The organism is Ensifer sp. R1-3 (assembly GCF_056739175.1).
This window is the reverse complement of sequence record NZ_CP096515.1, coordinates 2596860-2616886: the sequence shown is the minus strand read 5'-3', so window position 1 is coordinate 2616886 and position 20027 is coordinate 2596860. Positions and strand designations below refer to the sequence as shown.

The window sequence follows — 20027 nt, the reverse complement described above, 5'->3', positions numbered from 1 at the left end:
TCCTTTCGAACGGACGAGCCCGCCGGCCGAGAAGCCGGCGCGATCGCGAGTGTCCGGCACGAACCCGACGATTTTGAGTCGAAGGAGAAGACCTTACCGCGGCGGCAGGCGGGATTTCTGCCGGCCGACGACATGCTCGCGCCAGAGGGTGAAGATGCCGGCGGCGACCACCAGCACCGAGCCGATGATCATGCCAGTCGTCAGCGTCTCGCCGAAGATGGTCACCCCCATGATGGAGGCGAAGACGAGCTGCAGGTAGGTAAGCGGCTGAACCGCGGCGGCATCGAGCATGTCGTAGGCGCGGATCAGAAAATAATGGCTCGACGTGCCGGTGATGCAGAGCAGCACCATCCAGACCCAATCCGCCCCCGAAAGCGTCGCCCAGAAGAAGGGCCCGACGAGACTGATCGCGAAGGCGCCGACGATGCCGGTGTAGAAGAAGCTGGTCATCGCCGAGTCCTCACGGCTGGCAAGCCTGGTGGTGATGACATAGAAGGCGAACATCACGGCTGCGGCCAGCGGCAGCAGAAAGTTCAGGTCAAACGAGCCGTCTTCCGGCCTCAGGATCAGAAGAACGCCGAGGAGTCCGACGGCAATCGCCGACCAGCGCCGCCATCCGACCCGTTCGCCGAGCAGCGGCATCGACAGGAGCGCCACGAAGAGCGGGGTGGCGGCGAGGATCGCCTGCGAATGCGCCAGCCCGACGATGGTGAAGGATGTGATCACCACGACGATCTGCACGGGCAACAGGACGCCCCGCAGGAGCTGAATGAGCGGCTTTTTCGTCACCGCGGTCGCGGCAAAACCGCCCGGCGCCCGCGCCGCAATGGCCGCAGCGAACCCGGCAAAGGCCCAGTAGCGGATCATTGCCACGAAGACCGGCGGGTAGATGGCGCCCAGATGCTTCGAGATGCCGTCCTGGATCGAGAAGATGACGATCGCCAGAAGCGCGAAGACGTAACCGTTTGCCTTGGATCTCATGGGGTGGTGATACACGCGCTTTGCGGCCGCAGCCACGAGTTTTTCGCCCTATGCATCTCGCCTGACCCGAAGCGCGTCGCGCGAACGCCACGCGTTTTAGGCATCGCCAGATACAGAAAGACCCCGAGCCGGGAGGAGGTGGCTCGGGGTCTTAAACTTGATCGGTTCTGGGAGGAGGAGTGAACCGACCGAATGCCGGGCGCCGTGGGAGGAGGTACAGCGCTTCGACAAGGAGAAGAATAGATCATTCTCGCTGAGGTAATAGTGCGAATGTTGCATTGCAGCATTGCACCGGATGCAAGACGGCGTTCAGCCTTCCAAAGGTCCGGACCCGGGAAGCCAGCGCCGCTGCAAGGTTTTGAACAATCTGCCTTTTTCGCAAGAGAGCTCTTAACTCCCCCTTAAATTGCCGCATTTAAAGTACAACGGATCGGCACCAGCGGAGGGGGTGGAGCCTCCCGCACGACAACGGCACGGCCGGGATCGCTTGCGGGCGATGGGCACCCGGTCCGGCCCCAAAGGGATATTTCCTTCCGGCATGGCGAGCGGCAAATCAGGACAGCGGATTGAGCCTTCCTTCGGCGGTAACGACGGCGACGGCGGCGACCTGCGCGTCGATGCGAGCGATCGGGTCGCGGGCGGCGGCAGCAAGCCGAGGCGCGCCAAGTCGCCCGAACGCGGCGCCAAGCGAGAAAAGCGCGGCAGGCGCGCCGGCGGCCGCGGCTCCGGGAGAAGCGGTTCCGGCGGCGGGTTCTTCGGCCTCGTCCGGCGGCTCGCCTATTGGTGCGTCGTGCTCGGCATATGGGGTGCGATCGGCGTCGGCGGGCTCGTGCTCTATTACGGCGCGCGCATGCCGAGCGCGACGAGCTGGTCGATCCCCGAACGGCCGCCCAACGTCAAGATTCTCGCGACGAATGGCGACATAATCGCCAACAGGGGCGCGACCGGCGGCGAGGCGGTCGCTCTCGAAGACATGTCGCCCTATATCCCGCAGGCGGTGATCGCCATCGAGGATCGCCGCTTCTATTCGCACTTCGGAGTCGATCCGCTGGGGCTGGCGCGCGCCATGCTCACGAACGTCATGAGCGGCCGCATGGTCCAGGGCGGCTCCACGCTCACCCAGCAGCTTGCCAAGAACCTGTTTCTCTCGCCGGAGCGGACGCTGGAGCGCAAGGTGCAGGAGGTGCTGCTCGCCTTTTGGCTGGAGCAGAAATACACCAAGGACCAGATCCTGGCGATGTATCTCAACCGCGTCTTCTTCGGGTCGAACGCCTATGGCGTCGAGGCGGCCTCGCGGCGCTACTTCAACAAGTCGGCGCGCGACGTCAATCTCGGCGAAGCGGCGCTGCTCGCGGGCCTTCTGAAAGCTCCTTCACGGCTGTCGCCGGCCCGAGACCCCGAAGCGGCGGAGGAGCGCGCACAGCTCGTGCTCGGCGCAATGCGCGAGGAAGGCTTCATCAGCGATTCCGAGATCAAGACGGCCATGTCGCAGGCACCGACACGGGCAAAGAGCTTCTGGTCCGGCGCCGAGCACTATGTCGCCGACATGGTGATGGACCAGGTCCCCGGCATGATCGGCGAAGTCACGCAAGATCTCGTCATCGATACGACCATCGACCTTACGCTCGAGAAGAAGGCGGAGGAGGTGCTCGCCGAGAGGCTCGAGACCGAAGGCGGCAAGCTCAACGCCTCCCAGGCGGCGCTCGTCTCGATCGACGGCACAGGCGCCATCCGGGCGCTCGTCGGCGGCAGGGACTATGCCGAGAGCCAGTTCGACCGCGCCTCCAAGGCGAAGCGCCAGCCGGGCTCGGCCTTCAAGCCCTTCGTCTATGCGGCGGCGCTCGAGATCGGCCGCACGCCGATGTCCGTGCGCAACGACGCGCCGGTCCGGATCGGCAACTGGACACCTGAGAACTACGATCAGAAGTACCGCGGCGAGGTGACGCTCGCCGATGCGCTCGCCAATTCGCTGAACACCATCGCCGCCCAGCTCGTGATGGAGGTCGGGCCGCAGAACGTGGTCAAGCTCGCGCACCGGCTGGGCATAGATTCCGACATGCAGGCCAATGCATCGATCGCGCTCGGCACGTCGGAAGTGACGCTGGTGGAGCTGACGTCCTCCTATGCGCCCTTCATGAATGGCGGCTTCAAGGCGACGCCGCACGTCATCCGGCGCATCTCCACCGCCGATGGCACCGTGCTTTACGAAAACACCTACGACAACCCGCCGCGGGTGCTCGATCCGGCGATCGTCAGCGAGATGAACCGTATGATGGTGCGCGTGCTGACGGACGGCACCGGCAAAAATGCGCGCCTGCCGGGCTGGGAGGCGGCAGGGAAGACCGGAACGACGCAGTCCTTCCGCGACGCGCTGTTCGTCGGCTACACCTCCAACCTCGCGACCGGCATCTGGTTCGGCAACGACGACGGAAAATTTATGAAAAAGGTCACCGGCGGCGGCCTTCCCGCCAGGGCCTGGCACGATTTCATGGTTGCGGCGCATGAGGGTCTTTCGCCCTCGCCGCTCTTCGGCACGACGGGCGTGCAGCCGGTCTTCGACGAGGGCGGCATCGCTGCTGCCGGCGAAATGCCGGCCGATGGCTTCGACGCGGGTAGTCCCGATGTCTTCCCCGAGCGTCCGGCAGGCATGGACGGCGTCGAAAGCATGGACGGCATGGCCGCCGTCGATCAGGTCCGGCCTGCAGAACAGGCCGGAGGGCCAATCCCGCCGGCCGGCGTCGGAGAGACCACCGGTGGAACCCGCCGAACGACGCTGTTCGACCTGCTGACCGGCGGCTGAACCAGCGGCAGCGGGCCGCCGCCGGGTGTTTGTGGAAGACGGCTTGCATTTGCCGTCGATCCCCCCGCAGAATGCCTTGCAGTCCGAAACGCCGGTCCTTATATACGCCGCATCGATGCAGCCGCGGCTGCGATGAGACACAAAGACCATCCCGTTAGGGGGCTGTCCCACGAATGCCTGACCGGGTTCCGACAGTCCGCTGCAAGGAGAGAACGACATGGCTAAAGTTATTGGTATTGACCTGGGAACGACCAACTCCTGCGTCTCCGTCATGGACGGCAAGGACGCGAAGGTGATCGAGAACGCGGAGGGCGCGCGCACGACCCCCTCCATGGTGGCATTCACCGAAGACGGCGAACGTCTCGTCGGCCAGCCGGCCAAGCGCCAGGCGGTGACCAATCCAGAAAATACGCTTTTTGCGATCAAGCGCCTGATCGGCCGCACCTTCGAGGATCCCACGACCCAGAAGGACAAGGGGATGGTCCCCTACAAGATCGTCAAGGCCGACAATGGCGACGCCTGGGTCGAAGCCCACGGCACCAGCTACTCTCCGTCGCAGATCTCCGCGATGATCCTTCAGAAGATGAAGGAAACGGCCGAGTCCTATCTCGGTGAAAAGGTCGAAAAGGCCGTCATCACCGTTCCGGCCTACTTCAATGACGCACAGCGCCAGGCCACGAAGGATGCCGGCAAGATCGCCGGTCTCGACGTGCTGCGCATCATCAACGAGCCGACCGCAGCGGCACTTGCCTACGGCCTCGACAAGAAGGAAGGCAAGACGATCGCCGTCTACGATCTTGGCGGCGGCACGTTCGACATCTCGGTTCTCGAAATCGGCGACGGCGTCTTCGAAGTGAAGTCGACCAACGGCGACACCTTCCTTGGCGGTGAAGACTTCGACATGCGCCTCGTCGAATATCTTGCCTCCGAGTTCAAGAAGGAGCAGGGCATCGATCTCAAGAACGACAAGCTCGCGCTGCAGCGCCTGAAGGAAGCTGCCGAAAAGGCGAAGATCGAGCTCTCGTCCTCGCAGCAGACCGAAATCAACCTGCCGTTCATCACGGCGGACGCTTCCGGTCCGAAGCACCTGACGATGAAGCTGTCCCGCGCCAAATTCGAGAGCCTGGTCGAAGACCTGATCCAGAAGACCATCGCGCCCTGCAAAGCCGCGCTCAAGGATGCCGGCGTTTCGGCTGCCGAGATCGACGAAGTCGTTCTCGTCGGCGGCATGACCCGCATGCCGAAGGTTCAGGAGACGGTGAAGCAGCTCTTCGGCAAGGAGCCGCACAAGGGTGTCAACCCGGATGAAGTGGTTGCCATGGGCGCCGCGATCCAGGCCGGCGTTCTGCAGGGCGACGTCAAGGACGTGTTGCTGCTGGACGTCACCCCGCTATCGCTCGGCATCGAAACGCTTGGCGGCGTCTTCACCCGCCTGATCGAGCGCAACACCACGATCCCGACGAAGAAGAGCCAGGTCTTCTCGACGGCCGACGACAACCAGTCCGCCGTGACGATCCGCGTCTCGCAGGGCGAGCGTGAAATGGCGGCCGACAACAAGCTGCTCGGCCAGTTCGATCTCGTCGGCATTCCGCCGGCACCGCGCGGCGTGCCGCAGATCGAGGTCACGTTCGACATCGATGCGAACGGCATCGTGCAGGTGTCCGCCAAGGACAAGGGCACAGGCAAGGAGCACCAGATCCGCATCCAGGCCTCCGGTGGTCTTTCCGACGCCGAGATCGAGAAGATGGTCAAGGATGCCGAAGCCAATGCGGAAGCCGACAAGAAGCGCCGCGAAGGCGTAGAGGCCAAGAACCAGGCCGAAAGCCTGGTCCATTCTTCGGAGAAGTCGCTCCAGGAACATGGCGACAAGGTTTCCGAGACGGACCGTAAGGCGATCGAGGATGCAATCGCAGCGCTCAAGAGCGCCGTCGAAGTTTCCGAGCCGGACGCCGAGGACATCAAGGCCAAGACCAATACCCTCATGGAAGTCTCCATGAAGCTCGGTCAGGCGATCTATGAGGCTCAGCAGACGGACGCCGCCCATGCGGATGCCGCCGCCGACGCCAAGCGCTCCGGCGATGACGTGGTCGACGCCGACTACGAGGAAGTCAAGGACGAAGACGACCGTAAGCGGTCGGCCTGACGGCTTCGCCTTTCGATGAACGGGCCCGGGAGCGATCCCGGGCTTTTTCATAGATGGTTCACCGGCTGCAGTCGCAAGGCGCGGAAGCGAACCGACCCTGCGGAGGAAAGTGGCTGCGAAACCGCCGTTTTCCGACAAAAAACCGCTTCCGCCCCGACTTGGCTATGGTATCGCGCTTAAAGGTTTACTAAATCCTGTGGCAAGATAATCAGGCAGCCGTCGGATCCTTCGCGCTGGCAAGCCCTGTCGCTGATAACAGGACGATCTTTGAAGCATGAAACGTGATCTTTACGAAACGCTTGGCGTTCAAAAAAACGCGGACGAAAAGGAGCTGAAGAGCGCCTTTCGCAAACTCGCGATGAAATATCACCCGGACAGGAATCCCGGCGACCAGGAGTCGGAAAAGTCCTTCAAGGAAATCAACGAAGCCTATGAGACGCTGAAGGATCCGCAGAAACGCGCGGCCTATGACCGCTACGGCCATGCGGCCTTCGAGCAGGGCGGCATGGGCGCAGGCTTCGGCAACGGCTTCGCCGGCGGCGGAGCGCACGGCTTCTCCGATATTTTCGAGGACATCTTCGGCGAGATGATGGGTGGCCGTCAGCGCCGCTCGTCAGGCGGACGCGAGCGCGGCGCGGACCTGCGCTACAACATGGAGATTTCGCTCGAGGAGGCCTATTCCGGCAAGACGGCGCAGATCCGCGTGCCGACGTCCATCACCTGCGACGTCTGCACCGGCACGGGCGCCAAGCCCGGTACCAGCCCGAAGACCTGCGGCACCTGTCAGGGCACCGGCCGCGTCCGCGCGGCCCAGGGCTTCTTCTCGATCGAGCGGACCTGCCCGACCTGCGGCGGCCGCGGCCAGACGATCGCCGACCCCTGCACCAAATGCCACGGCCAGGGCCGCGTCGTGGAGGAGCGGACGCTCTCGGTCAACATTCCGGCCGGTATCGAGGACGGCACGCGCATCCGGCTTTCCGGCGAGGGTGAGGCCGGCCTTCGCGGCGGCCCGGCGGGCGACCTCTACATCTTCCTCTCAGTGAAGCCGCACGAATTCTATCAGCGCGACGGCGCGGATCTCTATTGCGCCGTGCCGATCTCTATGACGACGGCGGCGCTCGGCGGCAAGTTCGACGTCACCACCCTCGACGGTACCAAATCGCGCGTCACCGTGCCGGAAGGCACGCAGGCCGGCAAGCAGTTCCGCCTCAAGGGCAAGGGCATGCCGGTGCTGCGCTCCAGCCAGACCGGCGATCTCTATATCCAGATTCAAATCGAGACGCCGCAGAAGCTCACCAAGCGCCAACGCGAGTTGCTGCAGGAATTCGAGCAGATCTCGTCCAAGGAGAACAATCCCGAATCGACGGGCTTCTTCTCCCGGATGAAGGATTTCTTCGACACGTTGAGCGAGTGAGCCAATGCTCTGGGCGATTACGCCGCGCGCAGCCCCTCATCCCGCTGCCGCGACCTTCTCCCCGTTCTGACGTGGAGAAGGGACAAGCGGCGGCGCTACCAGTCCCCTCGCCCCGCTTGCGGGGAGAAGGTGCCGGCAGGCGGATGAGGGGCCAAGCCGCGGCGCTATCACTTAAATCGAAGCCGAAATGAGCTGCCAAAGGCCGAACGCCGCGAGCAGAGATCCGGCGACGCGTGAGAGAACGCGGCCGGTCGGTATCACCTTCTCCGCGAGCACGAAGATGGCGATTGCCGCAATCCAGAGCACATTCATGATGCCGCCGACGAAAAGAAGCGTCATCAGCGCCCAGCAGCAGCCGATGCAATAGACCCCGTGGCGCAGGCCCAGTCCGACGGCTCCCGCGGGATCGCGGCGAAAACCGCCGTGCCGCTGCAGGAAGACGATCGGCGTCTGACATTGGCTGAGGCAGGCATCCTTGAGCGGCGTCCATTGGTAAAGACCCGCGATCACCAGCACGACACCGCTGAAGATGCGACTGGCGCTTGCCAGCGCCGGCGTCAGCAGGGTTCCCTCCATGAGCCATTGTCCAAGCGTCGCGACGAGGGCGAATCCCGCCCAGGCAAGGAGATAGCCGCCGGCGAAGAAACCGGTCGCGGCAAAGGGCTTGCCCGCCATCCGGCTTTGCCGGCCGACCCGGGCGTAGAGCAGGATCATCGGCGTTGCCGAAGGCAGCATCATGCCGACCATCATCACGATCCACATGGTCAGGGTGACGCCGGCTTCCACGGAACTCCAGGGACGCGGCGAGATGCCGAGGACGGTGCCGAGCGACAGGGCGCCACCGGATCCCATCTCCATGCCATCCATATCCATGGCAGGGTCCATCTTCATGTCCGCTTCCATGCCGGGAGCGGACATGCTCATGCCGTCGATGTTCATGGCTGCTGCCAGCCAGAGCGTGTATGTCCAGGCGACCACCGTCAATGCGGCGAGCGACGCTGCCACGATTGCCCGATCCCGTCGCAGCAAGCTTTCAAGCGCGGTGTCGGGCGGCATGGCGTCAGTGAACCACGCCGCTTCCGGTCATGTGCAGTCTGGCGAAGTGGGCGTGCGAATCGGCGAGCGAAACTGCCAGCGGCCCGCTCGTCTCGGCCCAGCCGCGCCCCACCTCGCAGCGGTCATATTCGAACCCGTGCGGAAGGTTGATGCGCGCGTGATGCTCCTCACCGGTCACCGGATTGACGATGGGCTCGCCGCGAGCCTCCATCCATCCCGGAATATTGACCCGCGCCGAGCGTCTTTCGACGTCGATCTCGAAATCGATCGGCGCGAAAACCGGATCGTGGAAGGTCTCGAAAGTCGTCGCGAACACCTGGAAGAAGGTGGCGCCGGGCTCGGTGTCCTGGCCGCTCATGATCCGCAGCAGCGCCTCCCGCTGCTCGTCGGAGGCACGCTCGTCGATGATCGGAACCACCGCGCCCCTGCCCTCGTGAATGGCACCGGGCCAGGATACGATCATGCCGCACCTCAGGCCGTCGAGCCGGGTATCGCCATGGTGCCCCTCGTCGATGTCGACGATCCCGATCGCGCGGCAATGCCCCTCGGTGGGCAGTGCGTTGAACTGGCACGGGCAGCCATAGGCGCAATTGCAATGGATGAATTCGCGGCCCTTGATCGTCCACTCGACGTCCGTCATCGTTTCCTCCCCAGATACGATGGAAGTTCACTCTTCTCCGGATGCAATTCCATTAGATCGCGGAAATATACTCCCCGCCGCCGGCAATGCCAACGGGGTGCCCGGCGAAAGCGTCAGGCGACGAGGCCCGCGGCGAAATAGCAGAGCGCCGAGATCAACGCTGCCGCCGGCATGGTGATCACCCAGGCAACGACGATGTTGCCGGCAAGCCCCCACCGCACCGCCGATACGCGCCGCGCCGCGCCGACGCCGATGATCGCGCCGGTGATCGTGTGGGTGGTCGAAACCGGAATGCCGAGCCAGGTCGCGGCGAACAGCGTGATGGCGCCGCCCGTCTCGGCGCAGAATCCCTGCATCGGGTTGAGCTTGGTGATCTTCGAGCCCATCGTGTGGACGATTCTCCAGCCGCCGAAGAGCGTGCCGAGCGCGATCGCCGCCTGGCAGGTGATGACCACCCAGAAGGGCACGTAGAATTCCGAGCCGAGATAGCCCTGCGAGAAGAGAAGCACGGCAATGATGCCCATGGTCTTCTGCGCATCGTTGCCGCCATGGCCGAGCGAATAGAGGGAAGCCGAAACGAATTGCAGCACCCGGAAGGTGCTGTCGACGGCAAAGGGTGTCTGGCGAACGAACAGCCAGGAGACGATCAGCACCAACAGCAGCGCCAGAACGAAGCCGATGCCCGGCGACATGACGATGGCGCCGGCCGTCTTCAGCAGGCCTTGCCAGACGATGGAACTGAAACCGGTCTTGGCCAGGCCGGCGCCGACGAGACCGCCGATGAGCGCGTGCGAGGAACTCGACGGGATGCCGAAGACCCAGGTAACGATGTTCCAGGTGATGGCGCCCATCAGCGCCGCGAAGATCACCTGCGGCGTGACGATACCCGGATCGATGATGCCGGTTCCGAGCGTTTCGGCGACGTGCAGCCCGAAGAAGAGGAAGGCGATGAAGTTGAAGAACGCCGCCCAGAAGACCGCATATTGCGGCCGGAGCACGCGCGTCGATACGATGGTCGCGATCGAATTGGCCGCGTCGTGCAACCCGTTGAGGAAGTCGAAGAAAAGCGCGACGGCGATGAGCCCCACGAGCAGCGGGAAGGCGAGCGTCGCATCCATCAGACGTTCTCGATCACGATGCCGCTGATTTCGTTTGCCACATCCTCGAAGCGGTCGACGACCTTTTCCAGTTCGCCGTAGATCTCGCTGCCGATGATATAGGCCATGGGGTTGGAAGCGCCATGGCGCCGGAAGAGATCCTTCAGGCCCTGCTCGTGCAGCTGGTCGGATCTATCCTCGACATGCGTCACCTCCTCGGCGATGGCGCTGAGGCGATGAGCATTGGCACCGATCCGGCTGAGGAGCGGAATGGCCTCGGCGACGAGATGGGCGGCCTCGACGACCGCCGCACCCATGGCCTGCATGCCGGGATCGAAGCTCTTCTGCTCGTAGAGACGGATGGTCTTCACCGTCTTGTGCATCATGTCGATCGCATCGTCCATCGACTGGATGAGATCCTTGATGTCGCCGCGGTCGAAGGGGGTGATGAAGCTGCGGCGGACGGCCAGCAGAACCTCGCGGGTGATTTCGTCGGCCTCATTCTCGAGCGCGACGATGCGGTCGCAATGGCTTTCGATGTCCGGGCCGCCGGCAAGCAACGCGTTCAGTGCCTCCGCCGCACCCATGACGGTGCGCGAATGATCGGCGAAGAGGTCGAAGAAACGGTCTTCCCGGGGGAGGAGCTTGCGAAACAGGCCGAGCATCAGCGATCCATCCAACTGTCGATTGTCACGCAGTTGTCATATTGTACTTGCGCGCTCGGGGAAAGTTCCGATGCGGCTGAAAAAAACGGCTTTCCCACAGGCGATTGGGGCGGAAATGCGCAGCCCGGATACGGAATCGCCGCAGGCGGGGGAGAGGCGGACAGAACACCCTTTCCGCCTTGCCTTGGCCGGGCTTTCATCCTACCTGACAGCAACGTCGATATCGGACTTGCAATGCCCCACAAGGTCTTTCTTACACGCCTGAAACTGAGCGACTTCCGCAACTATGCAACGCTGGCGCTCGACCTCGACCAGCGCCATGTGGTGCTGACCGGCGAGAACGGTGCGGGCAAGACCAATCTGATGGAGGCGGTCTCCTTTCTTTCGCCCGGGCGCGGTTTGAGGCGCGCTGCCTATGCGGATGTCGCCCGCGTCGGCGCCCCCGATGGTTTCTCGGTCTTCGCCGCCGTCGACGGCATGGAAGGGTCGGTGGAGATCGGCACGGGCACTCAAGGGACCGAGGAGGGGCAGTCGCGCCGCCTCAGGATCAACGGCACTGCGGCCCGCACCGTCGACGAACTCACCGATCACCTCAGGGTGCTGTGGCTCACTCCGGCGATGGATGGCCTCTTCACCGGCCCTTCCGCCGACCGCAGGCGCTTTCTCGACCGGCTGGTCCTGTCGCTCGATCCCGAACACGGCCGCCGCGCCAGCGAGTTCGACCGCGCCATGCGCAGCCGCAACCGGCTTCTCTCGGATTTCCGGCCCGATCCCGCCTGGCTGTCGGCCATCGAGCGCGAAATGGCCGGGCTCGGCATCTCCATGGCGCTTGCCCGTCAGGAGATGCTCGGCCTGCTCTTGGCCCTCGTCGAGCGCAGCCGGAGCGATGGGACCTTTCCGTCCGCAAGCCTGTCGCTCGCCGGCTTTCTCGATGACTGTGCCGGCATTCCCGCCTTTGAACTCGAAGAGCGATATCTGGCAATGCTCGCCGAGGGCCGTGCCCGCGATGCGGCCGCGGGCCGCACGCTGGACGGGCCGCACCGCAGCGATCTCCTGATCCGCCACCGGGAAAAGGACATCGAGGCCGAGCGTTGCTCGACCGGCGAGCAGAAGGCGCTGCTCGTCGGCCTGGTGCTTGCGCATGCACGGCTCGTCGGGGACATGACCGGCCACGCCCCGGTGCTGCTGCTCGACGAAATCGCCGCCCATCTCGATCAGGGACGCCGCGCCGCCCTCTTCGATCTGGTCGATGGGCTCGGCGGCCAGTCCTTCATGACGGGCACCGACCGGGCGATGTTCGACGCCCTTGGCGAGCGCGCTCAATATCTGGCCGTTGCAAACGGCCGCGTTTCGGGGTGACATGCAGCGCCCTGCGCGAAAATTACATGGAGACGCACATGACGACCGATGCGACGCTCGCTCCTTCGGAGATTGCGCGCTACGCACGCCACATCGTGCTGCCGGAGATCGGCGGCCCGGGGCAGCAGAAACTCAAGGCCGCGCGCGTGCTCGTCATCGGCGCGGGCGGGCTCGGCGCGCCGGCTCTGCAATATCTGGCGGCCGCCGGGGTCGGCACGCTCGGGATCGTCGACGACGACGTGGTCTCGTTGTCGAACCTGCAGCGTCAGGTGATCCATGCCACCGCCGATATCGGGCGGCCGAAGGTCGAGAGCGCCGCAGCGGCGATCGACGCCCTCAACCCGCATGTGAAGGTCGTGGCGCACCCGGTCAGGCTCGGCCCCGCAAATGCCGATGCGCTCTTCCGGCAATACGATCTCGTCGTCGACGGGTCGGATAATTTCGATACGCGTTATCTCGCCGCCGATACGGCCGAGGCGGCAGGCGTGGCGCTCGTCACCGGTGCCGTTGGACGCTTCGACGGCTCCGTCACCGTGCTGAAGCCCTACGGGACCGATGCGGAGGGGCACCCGAACCCCTCCTACCGCGACCTCTTCCCGGAGCCGCCGCCGCCGGGCACCGTACCGACCTGCGCCGAAGCGGGCGTCTTAGGCGCGCTCACCGGCGTCATCGGCACGCTGCAGGCGATGGAAGCAATCAAGCTCGTCACCGGCATCGGCGAGCCGCTGATCGGCCGTCTGCTGCTCTACGATGCGCTCGCCGCCCAATTCAACACGATCCGCTATCGGCGCGGCACGCGCTGAGGACGGCATGGAGACCGTCCGCATCGACGAGGGCTTCGACCGTTACGAGGAGTTGCTGTCGCTGATCCGTGCGTCCTTCGCCTATATGGACGGCCGTATCGATCCGCCCTCGTCGGCCCATGCGCTGACGGCGGCGTCCCTCAACCGGAAAGCAAGAGACGAGATCGCCTTCGCGGCCGTCGCCGGGCGTGAGGTCCTGGGCTGCATCTTCTGCAAGCCGGAAGCGGATTGTCTCTATATCGGCAAACTCGCCGTCGCTCCCGGCCGCCAGGGAAAGGGAGTAGGGAGGATGCTCATCGCCGCCGCCGAGGAAACGGCGCGCGATCTGGGCCTGCCTGCGCTGAGGCTCCAGACACGCATCGAGCTCGCCGGAAACCAAGCCACTTTCGCGGCCTGGGGCTTCGTGGAGACGGCGCGAACCGCCCATCCCGGCTTCACCCGCCCGACCTCGGTCGAGATGCGCAAAGTGCTCAGTTAGGGCCGAGGCGGGAGGAGGTATCGCCGCGAGCCGGCACCCGCCGGAAGCCCGCAAAGAGAGACTGGAGTGCTTCGCTCCCCTGGGCCACGAGGTCGAAGCGGCGGCCGAAGAGCAGCCATTCGGTACAGAGCCCCATCATCATCCAGCGCAGGGCCCGCGCCGCAGTCGGCGGCGCCCAGTGCTCCTGCAACTGACCCCTTTCCAGTGCGCGGGCGAAGGCAAGCTCGAGAAGGGCATCGTGGCGCTCCTCGATTTCGCGCTGGCGCACGAGAACGGCGGACATGTCATTGTCGTAGTCGCAGCGCAGCATGATCGCGAGAATGCGCTGCCGCTGCTCGTCCGCGGCCAGGGTCGTCAGCCAGTCGCTGGTCGCGCTCTCGACGATGGCGAGCGTGTCGAAGGCTTCCGTTTCGATCTCGCGTGCGATCATGTCTTCGTGGGGCAGCGGCACGGCCTCGTAAAGGGCGAGGAAAAGATCCGTCTTGTTGGCGAAATGCCAGTAGATGGCGCCGCGGGTGACGCCAGCCTCCTTCGCCACTTCCTCGAGCGTCGTGTTGGGAACGCCCTTCTTGTAGAACATCCGCTCGGCGGCGCACAGGATCTTCTGTCTTGTAGCCTCGGCGTCGGCCTTGGTTCGGCGCATTTATTCAAATTCTCCTTGAGCGACGGCCCGCCCGCCGTAGGTGGGCGGGCCGTCTTCGATATTACTCGGCCGGGCTGGTGGTTTCGGATGCGGGCTTAGCCGCCTCCGGCGCCGCTCTTCCGCGTTCGAAGATCTTCATGACGAACACGAAGAAGACCGGGACGAAGAAGATCGCCAGCACCGTCGCCGAGATCATGCCGCCCATGACGCCCGTGCCGATGGCGCGCTGGCTGCCGGAACTTGCGCCCGTCGCGATCGCCAGCGGCAGAACGCCGAGGGTGAAGGCGAGCGAGGTCATCAGGATCGGCCGGAAGCGCAGATGCGCAGCCTCCAGCGTCGAGTCGATGAGCGATTTGCCCTGATCGCGGAGTTCCTTGGCGAACTCGATGATGAGGATCGCGTTCTTCGCCGAAAGCCCGATGATCGCGATCAGGCCGACCTTGAAGTAGACGTCGTTCGGCATGTCGCGCATCGTCACGGCGAGCACGGCGCCGATGACGCCGAGCGGCACGACCATGATGACCGAGACCGGAATGGACCAGCTCTCATAGAGTGCCGCCAGGCAGAGGAAGACGAGCAGGCAGGAGAGTGCTATCAGGAGCGGCGCCTGCGAGCCCGACTGGATTTCCTGCAGCGACTGTCCCGTCCACTCATAGCCGAAACCCGCGGGAAGCTCAGCCACCAGACGCTCCATCTCGGCGATCGCATCGCCGGAGGAGTAGCCGGGAGCGGCCTCGCCGCTGATGCGGACCGCCGGGTAACCGTTGTAGCCCACTGTCTGCGTCGGCGCCTTGACCCATTCCACGTCCGCGAAGGCCGAGAGCGGAACCATGCCGCCGTTGGAGTTGCGGACGTTCAGGTTCAGGAGGTCAGCGGTCTGCATGCGCTTCGTCTCGTCCGCCTGCACCGTCACGCGCTGCATGCGGCCGGCATTCGGGAAGTCGTTGACATAGGACGAACCGAGATTGGTCGAGATGGTCGAGTTGATGTCGGCAAAGGTCACGCCGAAGGTATTGGCCTTCTCGCGGTCGATATTGACGCTGACCTGCGCCGCGTCGGGCATGCCCTCGAAGCGGACCCCGGTCAGGACCTTGCTCTGGGAAGCGAGGCCGAGAAGCTGGTCGCGCGCTTCGGCGAGTGCCGCCTGGCCGAGACCCGCACGGTCCTGGAGGCGGAAGGAGAATCCGCCCGTCGTTCCGAGGCCCTGGATCGCCGGAGGCGACAGCGCGAAGCTGATCGCGTCCTTGATCTGGCTCATGGCCATGGTGGCGCGACCGGCGATCGACTGGGCGGCGTTGTCTGCATCGCGCTCGCTCCAGTCCTTGAGCGTCACGAAGGCGAGCCCCGCATTCTGCCCGCTTCCGAAGAAGGAGAAGCCGTTGATCGCGACGATCGTGTCGACCGCCTTTTCCTGGCCGAAGATCTTCTCGGTCTGCTCGATCACCTCCGTGGTGCGGTTTGCAGTCGCTTCCGAAGGCAATTGCATCATGACGATGACGAAGCCCTGGTCCTCGTCCGGCAGAAAGGACGAAGGAAGCTGGAGAAAGGCCCAGCCGAGACCGGCAAGCAGCGCCAGATAGATGACCATGAAGCGGCCGGTCCGCCTGACGATGCCTCCGACGGCGCGCGTGTAGCCGTGCGACGTCCGGTCGAAACCGCGATTGAACCAGCCGAAGAAGCCGCGCTTGGCGTGATGGTGACCCTTCGGAACCTGTTTGAGGAAGCTCGCGCAGAGTGCCGGCGTCAGCGAGAGCGCAAGCAGCGCCGAGAACAGGATCGAAACGACCATGGTCAGGCTGAACTGGCGATAGATCACGCCGACGGCGCCCGGGAAGAAGGCCATCGGGATGAACACAGAAGCCAGCACCAGCGTGATGCCGATCACCGCACCGGTGATCTGCTTCATCGCCTTGCGGGTGGCATCCTTCGGCGTCAGGCCCTCTTCCGACATGATGCGCTCGACGTTCTCGACGACGATGATCGCATCGTCGACGAGGATGCCGATCGCCAGCACCATGCCGAACATCGTGAGCACGTTGATCGAGAAGCCCATCGCCAGCATGACCGCGCAGGTGCCGAGCAGGGCGACCGGCACGACGATGGTGGGAATGATCGTATAGCGGACGTTCTGCAGGAACAGGAACATCACCAGGAAGACGAGGCCGACGGCCTCGACGAGGGTGTGCAGCACCTTCTCGATCGACACCGCGACGAAGGGCGAGGTGTCGTAGGGGATCGAATATTCGAGCCCCTCCGGGAAGAACTCCGCGAGCTCGTCCATGCGGGCCTTGATCGCTGCCGAGGTCGACATCGCGTTGCCGCTCGGAGAGAGCTGCACGGCGATGGCCGCCGAGGGGCTGCCGTTGAGGCGGGTGGAGAAGGTGTAGCTTTCGCCGCCGATCTCGAGGCGCGCGACGTCGCGCAGCCGCACGGCGGAGCCGTCGGCATTCGCCCTGAGCACGATCGCACCGAATTCCTCGGGGCTCGAAAGCTGACCCTTGATGACGACCGGTGCGGTGACTTGCTGCGTGATCGGATTCGGCTGGGCGCCGATCGAGCCCGAGGCGATCTGGGCGTTCTGAGCCTGGATCGCCGCCGTGACGTCGGCCGCCGTCAGGTTGAGGCCGAGCATCTTGTCGGGGTCGAGCCAGACGCGCATCGAGCGCTCGGTCGCGAAGAGCTGGGCGCGTCCGACGCCGGGCACGCGCTGGATTTCGCTGAGCACGTTGCGGCTGAGATAATCGCCAAGCCCGATCGCGTCCATCGAACCGTCGGTCGAGGTCAGCGAGATGATCAGCAGGAAGCCGGCGCCGGCCTCGTCCACCTGTACGCCTTGCTGCCTGACGGGATCGGGCAGGCGCGGTTCGACGCGCTGCACCCGGTTCTGGATGTCGACCGAGGCCTGGCTCGGATCGGTACCCGGCTGGAAGGTGGCGTCGATCGAGACCGAGCCGGAGGAGCTGGTCGACGATTCGAAGTAAAGCAGCCCCTCGACGCCGTTCAACTCATCCTCGATCAGCCGCGTGACGCTCTGATAGGTGTCCTGCGACGAGGCGCCGGGATAGTTGGTATTGATCGATATCTGCGGCGGTGCGACATCCGGATACTGCGAAACCGGCAGGAGCGGGATAGCGATGATGCCGGCGATCATGATGAAGATCGCCACCACCCAGGCAAAGATCGGCCTGTCTATGAAAAAACTGGGCATGATATAGGTCTCACTTCACTTCGGTGGCGGGCTTTTCGCCGGCATCTGCCGAAGCGCTGGCCTGTTCGGGCGCGGGCTTTGCATTCGGGTCCCAGTCGGATGGCTGCACGGGCGCGCCCGGGCCGACCTTCTGGAAACCCTCGACAATGACCTTTTCGCCGGGCTTGAGGCCGGAGGTCACCTGCCAGCGCTCGCCGACGGTGCGTCCGAGCGTGACGTTGCGGAATTCAACCTTGTTGTCGGCATTCACCACATAGACCTGCGACTGGCCGGCATTGTTGCGCTGCACGGCCTGCTGCGGCACGGTGATCGCGTCCTTTTCCAAACCCTGCTGGATCTGGACGCGGACATACATGCCCGGCAGCAGATCGTTGTTCGGGTTGGGGAATTCGCCGCGCAGCGTCACCTGGCCTGTCGTCGCGTCGACGGCGGCTTCGGAGAAGAGCAGCCTGCCCTTGAGCGCGTAGGGCGTTCCGTCGTCGAGGATCAACTGAACCTCGGCCTCGTTCTTGGCACTCATCCACTGGCCGTCCTTCAGCGCCTTGCGCAGGCGGATCAGGTCGGTCGCCGACTGGGTGAAGTCGGCATAGATCGGGTCGAGCTGCTGGATCGTCGCAAGGTTCTGCGGATCGTTGGTGTTGACGAGCGCGCCTTCGGTGATCAGCGCCCGGCCGATCCGGCCGCTGATCGGAGCCGTGACGTTCGTATACTGCAGATTGAGCTTGGCCTCCGCGAGCCCTGCCTCGGCGATGCCGACATCGGCCTCGGCCTGGGCGAGGGCCGCGATGGCATCGTCGTACTGCTGCACCGCGGTGACCTGCGCCTCCTTCAGCCGCGACTGGCGGTCGGCCGTCCGCTTGGCCTGATCGACCACCGCCTGAGCGCGCTTCAGCGTCGCCTCGGCGCTGTCGACCTTGACCTGAAACGGTGCCGGGTCGATGCGGTAGAGCACGTCGCCTTCCTTGACCATGGTGCCCTGCTCGAACACCCGCTCGACGACGATGCCGGAGATGCGCGGGCGGACTTCGGCGATGCGGGTGGCGGTGATGCGGCCCGGCAGTTCGTTGGTGATCGGCAGCGGTTCCGCCTTCGTCGTGAAGACGGCGACCGGCGACGGCGGAGGGGCGGCAGCCGCTGCCTGCTGTTCTTCATTCTTCTGGCAGCCCGCGAGAAAAATCACGGATGCCAGCGCGGCGGCCAATATCGGTCGGTTCATGCGCATCGCAATGTCCATATTGTCAAAGGACCGGCCGCAGTCGCGGCGTTTCGCAAGCGCTGCGCGGTCCCAAAGTGAGGTGAAGCGGAGCCGGTATCGGCGTGGAAAATACCGGAAAGCTAATATACAGACGCCAATGTATGTTAATTTCTGCCGCAGTGCAACAGAGTTTCGACGCGCCGGCAGGGGAGGCAAAAAAGTGAAGAGCAGCAGTACTTTCGGCCTTGGGGCTTGCTGGAGGTCACGCAGATTTGAATTGGATTATAGGACGCTCGGCGAGCGGCCCCTCATCCCGCTGCCGCGACCTTCTCCCCGCAGGCGGGGAGAAGGGGGCAGGTGGGACCCGCCCGCGGCACGATGCCTCGGGGTTCCGCGTCGTAAGTCCCCTCTCCCCGCGCGCGGGGAGAGGGTCAGGGTGAGGGGCAATTCCCCGCGCCGGCAGGTGGCTGGTCCTCGGGGTTAACCCGAGGAGGGCCAAATCATAGGCGCTCCGTCCGCTATTGTCCCGACTTGATCACCCGCCCGTCCGCATCGAAGCGGTGCATGCTGCCGATTACCGGCGTCGCGTGGACGATGTCGTCGGCGGCATAGCGGTGTTCTCCGAAGAGGCGCACCGTCAGCAGGCCGACGGTCTCCGATTCGATGTAGATGATCGTGTCGGCGCCAAGATGCTCGACATGGATCACCTTGCCCTTCCAGTCGCCGCTTTCACGGGAGAGGCCGATATGCTCCGGACGGATACCGATCGTCTTTGCCTCTCCGTCGCCGAGCTTTGCGGCTTCGATGAAATTCATCTGCGGCGAGCCGATGAAGCCGGCGACGAAAAGGTTGGCCGGGCGATTGTAGAGCTCCATCGGCGAGCCGACCTGTTCGATCCGGCCGGCATTCAGCACGACGATCTTGTCGGCAAGCGTCATCGCCTCGACCTGATCGTGTGTGACGTAGATCATCGTCGCCTTGAGGCTGCGGTGAAGACGGGCGATCTCGAGGCGTGTGTTGACGCGCAGCGCCGCGTCGAGGTTCGACAGCGGCTCGTCGAAGAGGAAGAGCTTCGGCTCGCGCACGATCGCGCGGCCGATCGCCACGCGCTGGCGCTGGCCGCCGGATAGCTCGGCCGGACGGCGGGCGAGATAGGGTTCGAGCGACAGCATGCCGGCCGCCTTGGCGACCTTTTCTTCGATCTCGGCCTTCGGCACACCCGCCTGCTTCAGCCCGAGGCCCATATTGTCCTTGACGGTCAGGTGCGGATAGAGCGCATAGGACTGGAACACCATGGCGATGCCGCGCTTGGCCGGCGCCACATGGCCGACCTCGACACCGTCGATCTGTACGCTGCCCGAGGTCGCGTCCTCGAGGCCGGCGATGGTGCGCAGAAGCGTCGACTTTCCGCAACCGGACGGACCGACGAAGATGACGAACTCGCCGTCCTTCACGTCCAGGTCGATGCCCTTCAGCACCTCATGACTGCCGAAGGCCTTGCGGATGGTTTTGAGTTGAAGTGATCCCACGTGTCGCCCTCTTGGG

The 20027-nt window shown here is 64.5% G+C and carries 15 protein-coding genes; 6 read left to right on the top strand and 9 right to left on the bottom strand.

Annotated features, from left to right (window positions below; genetic code table 11):
- Positions 1-93 precede the first annotated feature (93 nt).
- Positions 94-1017, bottom strand: coding sequence for a DMT family transporter (locus tag M1D43_RS12620; protein WP_318853522.1), 924 nt, complete (start codon positions 1015-1017; stop codon positions 94-96).
- 502 nt (positions 1018-1519) lie between these two features.
- Between M1D43_RS12620 and M1D43_RS12615 the strand changes: the two genes are divergently transcribed.
- The 3 genes from M1D43_RS12615 (at position 1520) to dnaJ (ending at position 7338) form a co-directional block, all read left to right on the top strand.
- Positions 1520-3781 carry a transglycosylase domain-containing protein gene (locus M1D43_RS12615; RefSeq protein ID WP_192923458.1) on the top strand — a complete coding sequence of 754 codons (2262 nt, stop codon included), beginning with the start codon at positions 1520-1522 and terminating at the stop codon, positions 3779-3781.
- Between the two features lie 217 nt (positions 3782-3998).
- A complete protein-coding gene (gene dnaK, locus M1D43_RS12610) occupies positions 3999-5924 on the top strand; it encodes a molecular chaperone DnaK (RefSeq protein WP_003531910.1) in 1926 nt (641 codons plus the stop codon).
- 274 nt (positions 5925-6198) lie between these two features.
- Complete coding sequence (dnaJ, locus tag M1D43_RS12605) at positions 6199-7338, top strand: molecular chaperone DnaJ (RefSeq protein ID WP_003531907.1); 1140 nt, start codon at positions 6199-6201, stop codon at positions 7336-7338.
- Positions 7339-7509: 171 nt separating this feature from the next.
- On the opposite strand, the gene M1D43_RS12600 is transcribed toward dnaJ, so the two are convergent.
- The 4 genes from M1D43_RS12600 to M1D43_RS12585 form a co-directional block, all read right to left on the bottom strand.
- The gene (locus tag M1D43_RS12600) at positions 7510-8394 is read right to left on the bottom strand and encodes a DUF2182 domain-containing protein (protein WP_153314037.1); all 885 of its coding nucleotides are present in this window, start codon (positions 8392-8394) and stop codon (positions 7510-7512) included.
- Between the two features lie 4 nt (positions 8395-8398).
- Complete coding sequence (locus tag M1D43_RS12595) at positions 8399-9034, bottom strand: DUF1326 domain-containing protein (protein ID WP_003531903.1); 636 nt, start codon at positions 9032-9034, stop codon at positions 8399-8401.
- A 113-nt stretch (positions 9035-9147) separates the two neighbouring features.
- The gene (locus M1D43_RS12590; RefSeq protein WP_153314038.1) at positions 9148-10152 is read right to left on the bottom strand and encodes an inorganic phosphate transporter; all 1005 of its coding nucleotides are present in this window, start codon (positions 10150-10152) and stop codon (positions 9148-9150) included.
- Entirely contained in the window at positions 10152-10796 is a 645-nt protein-coding gene (locus M1D43_RS12585; RefSeq protein ID WP_003531900.1) for a DUF47 domain-containing protein, read from the bottom strand. Before M1D43_RS12585 ends, M1D43_RS12590 begins: the two co-directional genes overlap by 1 nt.
- Before the next feature lie 234 nt (positions 10797-11030).
- On the opposite strand from M1D43_RS12585, the gene recF reads away from it, so the two are divergent.
- From recF to M1D43_RS12570, 3 genes are read left to right on the top strand one after another with little or no spacing between them, the layout of a single operon-like run.
- Positions 11031-12155, top strand: a complete 1125-nt coding sequence (gene recF, locus M1D43_RS12580) for a DNA replication/repair protein RecF (protein ID WP_153314039.1) — start codon at positions 11031-11033, stop codon at positions 12153-12155.
- A 26-nt stretch (positions 12156-12181) separates the two neighbouring features.
- Positions 12182-12958 (top strand): molybdopterin-synthase adenylyltransferase MoeB, encoded by a 777-nt coding sequence (locus M1D43_RS12575; RefSeq protein ID WP_003531896.1) that lies wholly within the window; start codon positions 12182-12184, stop codon positions 12956-12958.
- 7 nt (positions 12959-12965) lie between these two features.
- Positions 12966-13436: a GNAT family N-acetyltransferase gene (locus M1D43_RS12570; RefSeq protein ID WP_153314040.1), complete on the top strand. Its 471-nt coding sequence runs from the start codon at positions 12966-12968 to the stop codon at positions 13434-13436.
- Here M1D43_RS12570 and M1D43_RS12565 read toward each other — a convergent pair.
- From M1D43_RS12565 to M1D43_RS12550, 4 genes are all read right to left on the bottom strand, one after another.
- Complete coding sequence (locus tag M1D43_RS12565; RefSeq protein ID WP_003531892.1) at positions 13429-14079, bottom strand: TetR family transcriptional regulator; 651 nt, start codon at positions 14077-14079, stop codon at positions 13429-13431. The two genes, M1D43_RS12570 and M1D43_RS12565, sit on opposite strands and share 8 nt — an antisense overlap.
- A gap of 61 nt (positions 14080-14140) precedes the next feature.
- The gene (locus M1D43_RS12560; protein ID WP_153320546.1) at positions 14141-17287 is read right to left on the bottom strand and encodes a multidrug efflux RND transporter permease subunit; all 3147 of its coding nucleotides are present in this window, start codon (positions 17285-17287) and stop codon (positions 14141-14143) included.
- Positions 17288-17297: 10 nt separating this feature from the next.
- Positions 17298-18509 carry an efflux RND transporter periplasmic adaptor subunit gene (locus tag M1D43_RS12555; RefSeq protein ID WP_481133378.1) on the bottom strand — a complete coding sequence of 404 codons (1212 nt, stop codon included), beginning with the start codon at positions 18507-18509 and terminating at the stop codon, positions 17298-17300.
- Between the two features lie 491 nt (positions 18510-19000).
- Entirely contained in the window at positions 19001-20011 is a 1011-nt protein-coding gene (locus tag M1D43_RS12550; RefSeq protein WP_018093823.1) for an ABC transporter ATP-binding protein, read from the bottom strand.
- Positions 20012-20027: the final 16 nt, after the last annotated feature.

Excerpts from the sequence above, each read along its gene's own strand:
- M1D43_RS12615 (WP_192923458.1), top strand. The coding sequence starts at position 1,520 with ATGGCGAGCGGCAAATCAGGACAGCGGATTGAGCCTTCCTTCGGCGGT.
- dnaK (WP_003531910.1), top strand. The coding sequence starts at position 3,999 with ATGGCTAAAGTTATTGGTATTGACCTGGGAACGACCAACTCCTGCGTC.
- dnaJ (WP_003531907.1), top strand. The coding sequence starts at position 6,199 with ATGAAACGTGATCTTTACGAAACGCTTGGCGTTCAAAAAAACGCGGAC.
- M1D43_RS12600 (WP_153314037.1), bottom strand. The coding sequence starts at position 8,394 with ATGCCGCCCGACACCGCGCTTGAAAGCTTGCTGCGACGGGATCGGGCA.
- M1D43_RS12595 (WP_003531903.1), bottom strand. The coding sequence starts at position 9,034 with ATGACGGACGTCGAGTGGACGATCAAGGGCCGCGAATTCATCCATTGC.
- M1D43_RS12590 (WP_153314038.1), bottom strand. The coding sequence starts at position 10,152 with ATGGATGCGACGCTCGCCTTCCCGCTGCTCGTGGGGCTCATCGCCGTC.
- M1D43_RS12585 (WP_003531900.1), bottom strand. The coding sequence starts at position 10,796 with ATGCTCGGCCTGTTTCGCAAGCTCCTCCCCCGGGAAGACCGTTTCTTC.
- recF (WP_153314039.1), top strand. The coding sequence starts at position 11,031 with ATGCCCCACAAGGTCTTTCTTACACGCCTGAAACTGAGCGACTTCCGC.
- M1D43_RS12575 (WP_003531896.1), top strand. The coding sequence starts at position 12,182 with ATGGAGACGCACATGACGACCGATGCGACGCTCGCTCCTTCGGAGATT.
- M1D43_RS12570 (WP_153314040.1), top strand. The coding sequence starts at position 12,966 with ATGGAGACCGTCCGCATCGACGAGGGCTTCGACCGTTACGAGGAGTTG.
- M1D43_RS12565 (WP_003531892.1), bottom strand. The coding sequence starts at position 14,079 with ATGCGCCGAACCAAGGCCGACGCCGAGGCTACAAGACAGAAGATCCTG.
- M1D43_RS12560 (WP_153320546.1), bottom strand. The coding sequence starts at position 17,287 with ATGCCCAGTTTTTTCATAGACAGGCCGATCTTTGCCTGGGTGGTGGCG.
- M1D43_RS12555 (WP_481133378.1), bottom strand. The coding sequence starts at position 18,509 with ATGCGCATGAACCGACCGATATTGGCCGCCGCGCTGGCATCCGTGATT.